This window comes from Pseudomonas sp. PDM15, from assembly GCF_014851565.1.
GTDB lineage: Bacteria > Pseudomonadota > Gammaproteobacteria > Pseudomonadales > Pseudomonadaceae > Aquipseudomonas.
In genome coordinates, this window is sequence record NZ_JACVAA010000004.1 from 73,495 (window position 1) to 85,451 (window position 11,957).

9 protein-coding genes are annotated in these 11,957 nt (G+C 58.5%); 2 read left to right on the top strand and 7 right to left on the bottom strand.

Going from position 1 to position 11,957, the window contains the following annotated elements; all coding sequences use genetic code 11:
• The first annotated feature begins 28 nt into the window (after window positions 1–28).
• Complete coding sequence (locus IB232_RS23515; RefSeq protein WP_225592280.1) at window positions 29–2,737, top strand: N-acetylmuramidase domain-containing protein; 2,709 nt, start codon at window positions 29–31, stop codon at window positions 2,735–2,737.
• Window positions 2,718–3,221 carry a hypothetical protein gene (locus IB232_RS11775; protein WP_192398832.1) on the top strand — a complete coding sequence of 168 codons (504 nt, stop codon included), beginning with the start codon at window positions 2,718–2,720 and terminating at the stop codon, window positions 3,219–3,221. The genes IB232_RS23515 and IB232_RS11775 overlap by 20 nt, the downstream gene beginning before the upstream one ends.
• A gap of 175 nt (window positions 3,222–3,396) precedes the next feature.
• On the opposite strand, the gene glmS is transcribed toward IB232_RS11775, so the two are convergent.
• The 7 genes from glmS to atpA form a co-directional block, all read right to left on the bottom strand.
• Window positions 3,397–5,244 (bottom strand): glutamine--fructose-6-phosphate transaminase (isomerizing), encoded by a 1,848-nt coding sequence (glmS, locus tag IB232_RS11780; protein ID WP_192398833.1) that lies wholly within the window; start codon window positions 5,242–5,244, stop codon window positions 3,397–3,399.
• 11 nt (window positions 5,245–5,255) lie between these two features.
• The gene (locus tag IB232_RS11785; protein ID WP_192398834.1) at window positions 5,256–6,023 is read right to left on the bottom strand and encodes a DeoR/GlpR family DNA-binding transcription regulator; all 768 of its coding nucleotides are present in this window, start codon (window positions 6,021–6,023) and stop codon (window positions 5,256–5,258) included.
• 113 nt (window positions 6,024–6,136) lie between these two features.
• Entirely contained in the window at window positions 6,137–7,501 is a 1,365-nt protein-coding gene (glmU, locus tag IB232_RS11790; protein ID WP_192398835.1) for a bifunctional UDP-N-acetylglucosamine diphosphorylase/glucosamine-1-phosphate N-acetyltransferase GlmU, read from the bottom strand.
• Between the two features lie 116 nt (window positions 7,502–7,617).
• The gene (locus IB232_RS11795; protein WP_137973939.1) at window positions 7,618–8,037 is read right to left on the bottom strand and encodes a F0F1 ATP synthase subunit epsilon; all 420 of its coding nucleotides are present in this window, start codon (window positions 8,035–8,037) and stop codon (window positions 7,618–7,620) included.
• Between the two features lie 41 nt (window positions 8,038–8,078).
• Entirely contained in the window at window positions 8,079–9,455 is a 1,377-nt protein-coding gene (gene atpD, locus IB232_RS11800; RefSeq protein WP_192398836.1) for a F0F1 ATP synthase subunit beta, read from the bottom strand.
• A gap of 30 nt (window positions 9,456–9,485) precedes the next feature.
• The gene (atpG, locus tag IB232_RS11805) at window positions 9,486–10,346 is read right to left on the bottom strand and encodes a F0F1 ATP synthase subunit gamma (protein WP_137973937.1); all 861 of its coding nucleotides are present in this window, start codon (window positions 10,344–10,346) and stop codon (window positions 9,486–9,488) included.
• Between the two features lie 50 nt (window positions 10,347–10,396).
• A complete protein-coding gene (atpA, locus tag IB232_RS11810) occupies window positions 10,397–11,941 on the bottom strand; it encodes a F0F1 ATP synthase subunit alpha (RefSeq protein ID WP_021702536.1) in 1,545 nt (514 codons plus the stop codon).
• Window positions 11,942–11,957: the final 16 nt, after the last annotated feature.

An 11,957-nucleotide genomic window follows, 5' to 3' on the forward strand; every position in this document is an offset into this window, starting at 1 on the left:
GACGCTTCACATCAAGGATTGAAAACCCATGAGCACTACCAGCCCAATCAAGAACTGGAGCCATCCCTTTAAGTCCGGTGGCAGCAATCTTGACCCCCTGCAAACCCTTACGGCCATGGCCAAAGCCAGCAGCGGCTTCTACCCGATCGGTAAAAATGGCCAATGGCATGGAGGTATCCATTTCGATGCTCATACCGCTCGGGTGTTCGACCAATCCAGCGTGCGCTGCATTGCCGATGGCGAAGTCATCGCCTATCGCATCGACACCACTTATCCACAGAGCCGCTATCTGGATGAGCGGGATAGACCACGAAACGCTCCTTTCTCGACCGGTTTCGTATTGGTCAAGCACAGGCTGGAAGCCCCACCTCTGCCAGCCGGTGCTGACACGCCACCGGGATTGACCCTCTACAGCCTCTATATGCATCTGCTGGACTGGGACGGCTACAACAAGCCGGGAGCGCCTACACCACCGGAGTTCATCAGCGAAACGCTATACAAGGTTAAGCCCGAGAAGGCCATCGACACTGTGGCCGGCCTACGGGTACGCTCTGCCCCCGGCGGGACAGTGCTAGCCATCTTGGCAAAAGGCAGCAAGGTGAAGGTCGGCGAGGCCAACGCTACCGATCCTAGATGGCGCAAACTGGTCGCCATACTCCAGGGCCGATCTCTTCCATCGATTAGCGGTCCGGAACTGGGCTGGGTCTTTACAGCGGAAATGCAGCCAGCTAGCGAGTCTGACCATTTCCTGGTGGGTGAATCCGCCAACGACGAAGAACCGACTCTCGCGCCGGAAAAGGGGTTGAATGTACGAAAGACCGGTAACGGGCGACGCAATGATCCTAAAACCGGCTTACTACCGCTAGGTACTACCTTCAGTCTGGAGCCGGGCACAGGCGCCTACCGAAAGCTGAAAGCGATCATCGAAGGCCAGAACGTAGCTCCGCTATCCCCGAACAGCGTGCAAAATATTCAGGGCTATGTTCACTTCGAATCACTGCAGACTGCGCGGGCCACACCTAAGCTCAATCAAGTCCATGTCCTGGCCAGCCCACAGCCCATCAAGGCCGGGGACCTTATCGGCCACATCGGTCAATATCAGAACCACGATGACGCATCGCCGCAGCAAATGCTGCATCTGGAAGTATTCAGCTGCGAAGACGTCCCTCGCTTTATCACCAAGAGTCGTGCTTGGGCTGCCAGGCTTCCGGCAGAACAGAAGAGCCTGCTGAAGATACATAAAGGCGCTAGCAAGTTGATCTTCCATCAAGAACGATTCAGCGCCAGCAATCCGCCCAAACTCAATGATGCAGGCACTACAGTAGGTACTGATCTGATCATTCCTCAGATCCTGCTGGATAAACTGCCCGCTGATCGCAAGCTACAGGTCAGCACCCTCATGCCTGGCACCAACAACCCTCGAGTGACGTACTGGTGGCGCCTAGAAAATCTACTAGCAGACGCCAGCGGCAATCCGATCTCCGGCTGGCTTGCAGAGCAAGAGGCAATAACCACGCGGCACAGCCCCTGGGAGTGGGTTGGCTACGATTTCATTCAGGAAACCGGCCGCCCCATTGGCAAAGTGGCTTACCTTTTCGACGTCCTTCGGCGTTTGACGGAAAAAGAGCGAGCGAACTATCGCGCCTTGGTTAATCAGGAAGACCATGGCCCTGTAAGATCTCGCTTATATGACATCATCGACAGCAACCGCGATAACAACCTCACCTCCGACGAAATTCGAAACGCTCTAAAACGCCCTTGGAATGCACAATCCATTGCCCAACTAATCACTCGTTACGAAAGCGAATGGCTACTAAATAAGGAAAAATGGGACGAATTAGACCCACTGATGGGGCATGTGCCTATGGTTGATCCGAACCACAATTGGGTTAGTGAGAAACAACGCATTGAGAAGCTGAGTTGGTGGGGAGCCCTAGCAGGTAAGCAAGGCATTAGTACGAATGGCATGGCTTGGCACTTTCAGCCAATTAATATGGCTGATTATTTCAAGAAACATAAAAGACATCCAATCATCAAGATCCATGGAGAGGATACTGAGTTAGAATTCTTAGAAATGTTTCAAGGCGGCGAAGTAAAAGATGAAGATATTAGATCGGCTGCGGCAGAGCTACGTTGCGAGCCCGGTCTTGTCTATGCAATTGCTAGACAGGAATCCGCCCATTCTTCATTTATAAATATTGACGGAGAGAAAATCCCTTCAATACTTTATGAGAGGCATCAATTCAGAAGATACTCAGGAAATCCGGCATTTGCCGAATCCCATCCAGAAATTTACGGGGCAGCTTATAAAAGAGCTAGGCAAAATCGCAGTGGGGCATACATTGAGGTAAACACTGGCACAGAGATCAGCTTACAAGATATTTATGGCCCTAGCGGTAGATTTCAATACGAGCGGCTTATGGCTGCCTACAGGTTAAATGAAGACGCAGCATTGAAGTCCTGTTCGTGGGGAAAGTTTCAAATAATGGGCTTTAATCATGAGGCCGCTGGATTTAGAACGGTAAAAGAATTCACTGCCGCGATGTCAACTGGAGATGCTGAACATATAAAGGCATTCCTAAAATTTGCCCGAAGCAACTCTATCTTACTCAATGGGCTCAGAGAGAAAAACTTTGAGAAAATTGCTGAAGGACATAATGGCTCTGGCTGGAGAGGCATAAACCCTGATTACGCCACAAACATCGAGAGATTCTATAATGAATACAATGCAAACTAGCGCATTATTCTCTTTTATTTTATTTCCCACTCTATTATTCGCCACTCCGACAACTAAAGACCATCATCTTTGTAAAGAGCAAGAGAACACAATATTCAGCTTCACAATAGCTAAAAACAATAAAATTGCTTCATTGTGCGAAGAAGAAGACGGAGCTTATCTAGCTTACAGATATGGAATCTCTGAAAAAATTGAACTTCAATATCCTGAAAGACTAGATAAAAGCTCTTGGGAAAAATTCAAACTTACCGCTTATTCAAGAGGAGGAGGTGTTGAAAATGATGCCATGGGAGACTATTCATTATCTTTCCAAAACCATGGCACTCAGTATGTAATTTCTCAGAATTGGCGCTTGGCAGAAAATGAGTATTTCATAGGCATCTTGGTCGAAGCAGATGGAAAGCGACATGTGTTACAAGGAGACAAAGAAAGTCAAATTGGGTCTCTAACAAGACTCGAGGAAAATTCAAATTTCTACAAATGAAAACCTATTTTAAAATCTTATTAACCATATCTTAGCCACAACACTCTTTGCAGCAGCAATATCTCAAGCCGAGCTACTGGAAATACCTCTCAGACTTTCGCGGATCGAGTTTAAATGCGACGGCTCAGCAAAGAAAAAGCGGGCCATAGGCCCGCTTTCTCGTTTCGCTTTCGGCTTACTCCACCGTCACACTCTTAGCCAAGTTACGCGGCTGGTCTACATCAGTGCCCTTGAGCACAGCCACGTAATAGGACAGCAGCTGCAGCGGCACGGTGTAGAGGATCGGTGCCAGCACATCATGGATGTGCGGCATGTTGATCACCTGGGTGCCTTCGCCGTTGCCCAGGCCGGCGGCTTCGTCGGCGAAGACGATCAGTTGGCCACCGCGGGCGCGGACTTCCTGCAGGTTGGACTTGAGCTTCTCCAGCAGTTCGTTGTTCGGCGCCACGGTGACCACCGGCATGCCGGCGTCGACCAGGGCCAGCGGGCCGTGCTTGAGTTCGCCGGCCGGGTAGGCCTCGGCGTGGATGTAGGAGATTTCCTTGAGCTTGAGCGCACCTTCCATGGCCACCGGGTACTGGGCGCCGCGGCCGAGGAACAGGGAGTGGTGCTTCTCGGCGAACAGCTCGGCGACCTTCTCCACCGTCTTGTCCATGGCCAAAGCTTCGCCCAGGCGAGTCGGCAGGCGGCGCAGTTCTTCCACCAGTTCGGCGGCGACACCGGCCTGCAGGGTGCCACGCACCTGGCCGAGTGCCAGGGTCAGCAGCAGCAGGGAAACCAGCTGGGTGGTGAAGGCCTTGGTCGAAGCCACACCGATCTCCGGGCCGGCCTGGGTCAGCAGGCACAGGTCGGACTCACGCACCAGGGAGCTGGTGCCGACGTTGCAGATGGTCAGGCTGGCCAGGTAGCCGGCCTGCTTCGCGTTGCGCAGGGCGGCCAGGGTGTCGGCGGTCTCGCCGGACTGGGAGATGGTGATGAACAGGCTGTCCGGCTGCACGGCCACCTGACGGTAGCGGAACTCGCTGGCCACTTCGATCTGGCAGGGAATGCCGGTCAGCGCTTCGAGCCAGTAACGGGCGACCATACCGGCGTGGTAGCTGGTACCGCAGGCGACGATTTGCACGTTGCGTACCTTGGCGAACAGCTCGGCGGCCTGCGGGCCGAAAGCCTGGACCAGCACATGGTCGCCGCCCAAGCGGCCTTCCAGGGTGCGCTGCACGACCTTGGGCTGCTCGTGGATTTCCTTGAGCATGAAGTGGCGATACTCACCTTTATCCGCCGCTTCAGCCCCTTCGTGGTACTGCACCGCTTCGCGCTGTACGGATTGGCCGGCGACGTCCCAGATCTGCACGCTGTCGCGGCGAATCTCGGCGATATCGCCCTCCTCAAGATACATAAAGCGGTCCGTCACTTGTCTCAATGCGAGCTGGTCAGAGGCAAGGAAGTTCTCGCCCAGGCCCAGGCCGATCACCAACGGGCTGCCACTGCGGGCGGCGAGGATGCGGTCCGGCTGGGCGGCGCTGATTACGGCCAGGCCGTAGGCACCATGCAGCTCGGGAATGGCGGCCTTGAGCGCAGCGGCCAAGTCACCCAGCTCGGCCAGCTTGTGGTGCAGCAGGTGGACGATGGTCTCGGTGTCGGTATCCGAGGTGAAGGCGTAGCCGAGGCCCTTGAGGCGCTCGCGCAATTCTTCGTGGTTCTCGATGATGCCGTTGTGCACCACGGCCAGCTGCTCGCCAGGCTCTTTACCAGAGAAATGCGGGTGGGCGTTGTGCTCGGTCGGCGCGCCGTGGGTGGCCCAGCGGGTGTGGGCGATACCCAGGTGACCAGTCAGCGGCTCGCCGGCCAGGGCCTGTTCCAGCTCGGCGACCTTGCCGACGCGGCGACGACGCTGCAGTTCGCCGTCTTGGGTGAAGACCGCCACGCCGGCGCTGTCATAGCCGCGGTACTCCAGGCGCTTGAGGCCTTCGACCAGGATCGGGGTGATGTTGCGTTCGGCGACGGCGCCAACGATGCCACACATAGCGGTTCTCCTCAGGAAGCGGCGGCGAGGATCAGCTGGACCCCACGCGCGCGTATCTGTTCGGCCACCTGGCTATCCAGGCGGTCGTCGGTGATCAGGGTATGGAGGCTGCTCCAGGGCAGCTCCAGGTTGGGAATACGGCGGCCGACCTTGTCGCTCTCGACCATGACGATGACTTCACGGGCCACTTCCGCCATGACCCTTGAGAGGCCCAGCAGCTCGTTGAAGGTGGTAGTGCCACGCTCCAGGTCGATGCCGTCGGCACCGATGAACAGCTGGTCGAAGTCATAGGAGCGCAGCACCTGCTCGGCGACCTGGCCCTGGAAGGATTCCGAGTGCGGATCCCAGGTGCCGCCGGTCATCAGCAGCACCGGTTCGTGCTCGATGTCGCGCAGGGTGTTGGCCACGTTCAGCGAGTTGGTCATCACCACCAGACCGGGCTGGCGGCCAAGCTGCGGAATCATCGCCGCCGTGGTGCTGCCGCTGTCGATGATGATCCGTGCGTGCTCGCGGATCAGGCCAACTGCCGCGCGGGCGATGGCCTGCTTGTGGCGGGAAATGGGCTGCGCCGGCTCGCCGATCAGTTCCTGCGGCATGGGCACGGCACCGCCGTAGCGACGCAGCAGCAGGCCGTTCTTTTCCAGCTCGGCCAGGTCCTTTCGAATCGTAACTTCGGAGGTGGCGAAATGCTGCGCCAGGGCATCCACGACTACCTCGCCCTGCTCGTTGAGCAAGGCAAGAATCGCGTGGCGCCGCTGGGGGGTGTTGCGTTTCGACATTTAAGTTTCGATTCGAAAGATAAGTGTGCGAATCAAAACCTAACGAAAGCTCTCGGTCAAGCCTGGAATCAACAAAAGGCGGCTAAGGCCGCCTTTTGTTTGCTCGCATCCAACTACTTGGGGGTCTTCTGCGGGCGCTTCCAACCTTCGATGTTGCGCTGCTTGGCACGGCCGACCGCCAGTGCCTTGGCTGGAACATCCTGAGTCACGGTGGAGCCGGCACCGGTGGTGGCGCCGTCGCCGAGGGTGACCGGGGCGACGATGGAACTGTTGGAGCCAATGAACACGTCCTCACCCATCACCGTCTTGTGCTTGTTGGCACCGTCGTAGTTGCAGGTGATGGTGCCGGCGCCGATGTTGGTTCGTGCGCCGATCTCGGCATCGCCCAGGTAGCTCAGGTGGCCGGCCTTGGCACCCTCGCCCAGCACCGCATTCTTCAGCTCGACGAAGTTGCCGACATGGGCCTTGGCACCCAGCTTGGCACCCGGCCGCAGGCGGGCAAACGGTCCGCAGTCGGCGCCCTCGCCTACTTCGGCACCTTCCAGGTGGCTGTTGGCTTTGACGATGGAGCCGCGGCGCAGGATGGAATCCTTGATCACGCAGTTGGGGCCGATCTGTACGTTGTCTTCGATGACCACCTTGCCTTCGAGGATCACGTTGATGTCGATGGTCACGTCGCGGCCTACGGTCACTTCACCACGCACATCGAAGCGATGCGGGTCAAACAGGGTCACGCCCTGGGCCATCAGTTGGCGGGCCATGCGCTGCTGGTAGTGGCATTCGAGCTGCGACAGCTGGATGCGGTCGTTGGCGCCGAGCACTTCCATCTCGTCCTGGGCTGTCTCGGTGGCCACCACCAGGCCGTCGGCCACGGCCATGGCGATCACGTCGGTGAGGTAGTACTCACCCTGGGCATTGCTGTTGGACAGCCGGCCCAGCCAATCGCCGAGGCGCTTGCCCGGTACCGCGAGGATGCCGGTGTTGCCCTCGCGGATGGCGCGCTGCGCCTCGCTGGCATCCTTGTGCTCGACGATGGCCTGCACCACGCCGTTGGCGTCACGCACGATGCGACCATAGCCGGTGGGATCGGCCAGGTTGACCGTCAGCAGTCCCAGCTGGGCATCGTTGGCCTGCTCGAGCAGGCGGGTCAGGGTTTCCACTCGAGTCAGTGGTACGTCGCCGTAGAGGATCAGCACCTTCTCCGCCTCCAGCGCCGGCAGCGCCTGGGCCACGGCGTGGCCGGTACCCAGCTGCTCGGCCTGCAGGACGAAGTTGATATCGTCGGCCGCCAGACGCTCGCGGACCAGTTCGGCGCCATGGCCGATCACCACATGGATCTTGCGCGGCGATAGCATGCGGGCGGTGTCGATGACATGGCCGAGCATGGGCTTGCCGGCAACCGGATGCAGCACCTTGGGCAGGGCCGAGCGCATGCGGGTGCCCTGGCCGGCGGCGAGGATGACGATATCGAGGGACATGGCGGAATCCTGAACGGGCACAGGCGGAATACCACCTGTGGATAAAACGGCAGAAAAGAAAAAGGGTAGCCAAGGCTACCCTTTTACTCGCTAACGCTGAAGACGGAGGACGAGCCTCAGAACTTCTTGCGCAGCTGTTGCACGGTGCGCAGCTGAGCTGCCACTTCGGCCAGGTGAGCGGCGGCGGAACCGTAGTCGAATTCCGAGCCTTTCTCGTTGAGCGCCTTCTCGGCGGCCTTGAGGGCCTCCTGGGCAGCAGCTTCGTCGATGTCACCAGCGCGGGTCACGGTGTCGGCCAGGACCTTCACCATGTTCGGCTGCACTTCGAGGAAACCACCAGAGATGTAGAACACCTCATGCTCGCCGCCCTGCTTGACCAGGCGAATCGGGCCCGGCTTCAGGTCGGTGATCAGCGGGGCGTGGCCCGGAGCGATACCGAGATCGCCCAGGTTGCCGTGCGCGATCACCATCTCGACCAGACCGGAGAAGATCTCCGCTTCGGCACTGACGATGTCGCAATGGACAGTAATGGCCATACGCTTGCCTCACGAGCGCCCGTTGCCGGGCGCACAGGGGATTACAGTTTCTTGGCTTTCTCGATGGCTTCGTCGATGCTGCCAACCATGTAGAACGCCTGCTCCGGCAGGTGATCGTAGTCACCTTTCAGGATGCCGCTGAAACCAGCGATGGTGTCCTTCAGGGAAACGTACTTGCCTGGCGAACCGGTGAAGACTTCGGCCACGAAGAACGGCTGGGACAGGAAGCGCTGGATCTTACGAGCACGGGATACCAGCTGCTTGTCGGCTTCCGACAGTTCGTCCATACCGAGGATCGCGATGATGTCCTTCAGCTCCTTGTAGCGCTGCAGAACGTACTGCACGCCACGCGCGGTCTCGTAGTGCTCCTGACCAACCACCAGCGGATCGAGCTGACGGGAGGTGGAGTCCAGCGGGTCCACGGCCGGGTAGATACCCAGGGAGGCGATGTCACGCGACAGTACGACGGTGGCGTCCAAGTGGGCGAAGGTAGTCGCCGGGCTCGGGTCGGTCAGGTCGTCCGCAGGTACGTATACGGCCTGTACCGAAGTGATCGAGCCGTTCTTGGTAGAGGTAATACGCTCCTGCAGAACGCCCATCTCTTCGGCCAGAGTCGGCTGGTAACCTACTGCGGAAGGCATACGGCCCAGCAGTGCGGATACTTCGGTACCGGCGAGGGTGTAACGGTAGATGTTGTCGACGAACAGCAGAACGTCACGACCTTCGTCACGGAACTTCTCGGCCATGGTCAGGCCGGTCAGTGCCACGCGCAGACGGTTGCCTGGCGGCTCGTTCATCTGACCGTAAACCAGGGCTACCTTGTCGAGAACGTTGGAATCCTTCATCTCGTGGTAGAAGTCGTTACCCTCACGAGTACGCTCACCCACACCAGCGAACACGGAGTAACCGCTGTGTTCCATGGCGATGTTACGGATCAGTTCCATCATGTTCACGGTCTTGCCGACGCCGGCACCACCGAACAGACCGACCTTACCGCCCTTGGCGAACGGGCAGACCAGGTCGATTACCTTGATGCCGGTTTCCAGCAGCTCGTTGCCGCCAGCTTGCTCGGCGTACGACGGCGCAGCGCGGTGGATTTCCCACTGCTCTTCTTCGCCGATCGGGCCAGCTTCGTCGATCGGGTTGCCCAGCACGTCCATGATCCGGCCCAGGGTCGCTTTACCGACCGGTACGGAGATGGCCTTGTTGGTACGGGTGACGTCCAGGCCGCGTTTCAGGCCTTCGGTCGAACCCATGGCAATGGAGCGAACCACGCCGTCGCCCAGCTGCTGCTGAACTTCGAGGGTGGTTTCGGCGCCGACTACTTTCAGCGCTTCATAAACACTCGGCACTTGATCACGCGGGAATTCCACGTCGATAACGGCGCCGATGATTTGAACGATACGTCCGCTACTCATCTTTGGTTCCTCTGAATATTTGAACCGTTCTTAAACCGCGGCAGCGCCGCCGACGATTTCCGAAATTTCCTGGGTGATCGCTGCCTGACGAGCCTTGTTGTAAATCAGCTGCAGGTCTTTGATCAGATCGCCAGCGTTGTCGGTGGCGTTCTTCATCGCGATCATCCGGGCCGCTTGTTCAGCCGCGTTGTTCTCAACCACTGCTTGGTACACCTGCGATTCCACGTAGCGCACCATCAGGCCGTCGAGCAGCTGTTTGGCGTCGGGTTCGTACAGGTAGTCCCAGTGGTGCTTGAGACCTTCATCCGGAGTCGCCACCAGGGGAACGAGCTGCTCCACTGTCGGCTTTTGCGTCATGGTATTGACGAACTTGTTCGAGACCACGGACAGACGATCGATGCGACCTTCGAGGTAAGCATCGAGCATCACCTTGACGGAACCGATCAGATCGTTGATCGACGGTTCTTCGCCCAGGTGGCTGATCGCAGCAACGACATTGCCACCAAAGTTGCGGAAGAACGCCGCACCCTTGCTGCCAATCACGCAGAGATCAACCTCTACGCCTTGCTCGCGATTGCTCGCCATGTCCTTGACCAGAGCCTTGAACAGGTTGGTATTCAGACCACCGCACAGACCACGGTCCGAACTCACCACCACGTAACCGACGCGCTTGACTTCACGCTCGATCATGAACGGATGACGATATTCCGGGTTGGCGTTGGCCAGATGACCAATCACCTGGCGGATACGCTCCGCGTAGGGACGACTAGACGCCATGCGCTGTTGAGCTCTGCGCATTTTGCTGGTCGCCACCTTTTCCATGGCGCTGGTGATCTTCTGCGTGCTTTTGATGCTCGCAATCTTGCTGCGAATCTCTTTTGCGCCTGCCATGTAACACCTATCAGGTTAGCAAGCGGGGGCCTCGCGACCCCCACTGCGGCTTACCAGGTTTGGGTGGCCTTGAACTTCTCGATACCGGCTTTCAGCTGGCCATCGATGTCGTCATTGAAGTCGCCCTTCTCGTTGATCTTCGCCATCAGTGCGGCGTTCTCACGGTTGAAGAAGGCGATCAGGGCCTGCTCGAAGCTGATGATCTTGGCGACTTCGACGTCGGCCAGGAAACCACGCTCGGCGGCGTACAGGCTTACCGACATGTCGGCGATCGACATCGGCGCGTACTGCTTCTGCTTCATCAGCTCGGTAACGCGCTGACCGTGATCCAGCTGCTTGCGGGTAGCCTCGTCCAGGTCAGAAGCGAACTGGGCAAAGGCCGCCAGTTCACGGTACTGAGCCAGAGCGGTACGGATACCACCGGACAGCTTCTTGATGATCTTGGTCTGAGCGGCACCACCCACGCGGGAAACCGAGATACCGGCGTTGACGGCCGGACGGATGCCCGAGTTGAACATGGCCGATTCCAGGAAGATCTGGCCGTCGGTGATCGAGATCACGTTGGTCGGAACGAACGCGGAAACGTCACCAGCCTGGGTTTCGATGATCGGCAGAGCGGTCAGGGAACCGGTCTTGCCAGTCACGGCGCCATTGGTGAACTTCTCGACGTACTCTTCGGAAACGCGGGAAGCGCGCTCCAGCAGACGGCTGTGGAGATAGAACACGTCGCCCGGGTAGGCTTCGCGGCCCGGCGGACGGCGCAGCAGCAGGGAGATCTGGCGGTAGGCAACGGCCTGCTTGGACAGGTCGTCGTACACGATCAGGGCGTCTTCACCGCGGTCGCGGAAGTATTCGCCCATGGTGCAACCGGCGTACGGCGCGAGGAACTGCAGGGCAGCCGACTCGGACGCGGACGCGGCGACAACGATGGTGTTGGCCAGGGCGCCAGCTTCTTCCAGCTTGCGAACCACGTTGGCGATGGTCGATTGCTTCTGACCGATGGCCACGTAGACGCAGCGGATGCCGCTGTTCTTCTGGTTGATGATGGCGTCGACGGCCAGAGCGGTCTTACCGATCTGACGGTCACCGATGATCAGCTCGCGCTGGCCACGGCCTACTGGGATCATGGCATCGACCGACTTGTAACCGGTCTGCACCGGCTGGTCGACCGACTTACGCCAGATCACGCCCGGAGCGACTTTCTCGACGGCGTCGGTGGCTTGAGCATTGATCGGGCCTTTGCCATCGATCGGGTTGCCCAGCGCGTCGACTACGCGGCCCAGCAGTTCCGGACCAACCGGGACTTCCAGGATGCGGCCGGTGCACTTGGCGCTCATGCCTTCGGCGAGGCTGGTGTATGCACCCAGCACTACGGCGCCGACGGAGTCTTGCTCCAGGTTCAGCGCCATACCGTAGACGCCGCCCGGGAACTCGATCATTTCGCCGTACATAACGTCGGCCAGACCGTAGATACGCACGATACCGTCGGAAACGGATACCACGGTACCTTCGTTGCGGGCTTGGGAAGAGACGTCGAGTTTCTCGATACGTCCCTTGATGATTTCACTAATTTCGGAAGGATTGAGTTGCTGCATTGCTCTGCTGCCCCTT

Bases quoted from the DNA above. Each gene is read 5' to 3' on its own strand.
- IB232_RS23515 (WP_225592280.1), top strand. From the start codon at position 29: ATGAGCACTACCAGCCCAATCAAGAACTGGAGCCATCCCTTTAAGTCC.
- glmS (WP_192398833.1), bottom strand. From the start codon at position 5,244: ATGTGTGGCATCGTTGGCGCCGTCGCCGAACGCAACATCACCCCGATC.
- atpG (WP_137973937.1), bottom strand. From the start codon at position 10,346: ATGGCAGGCGCAAAAGAGATTCGCAGCAAGATTGCGAGCATCAAAAGC.
- atpA (WP_021702536.1), bottom strand. From the start codon at position 11,941: ATGCAGCAACTCAATCCTTCCGAAATTAGTGAAATCATCAAGGGACGT.
- IB232_RS11795 (WP_137973939.1), bottom strand. From the start codon at position 8,037: ATGGCCATTACTGTCCATTGCGACATCGTCAGTGCCGAAGCGGAGATC.
- IB232_RS11785 (WP_192398834.1), bottom strand. From the start codon at position 6,023: ATGTCGAAACGCAACACCCCCCAGCGGCGCCACGCGATTCTTGCCTTG.
- glmU (WP_192398835.1), bottom strand. From the start codon at position 7,501: ATGTCCCTCGATATCGTCATCCTCGCCGCCGGCCAGGGCACCCGCATG.
- IB232_RS11775 (WP_192398832.1), top strand. From the start codon at position 2,718: ATGAATACAATGCAAACTAGCGCATTATTCTCTTTTATTTTATTTCCC.
- atpD (WP_192398836.1), bottom strand. From the start codon at position 9,455: ATGAGTAGCGGACGTATCGTTCAAATCATCGGCGCCGTTATCGACGTG.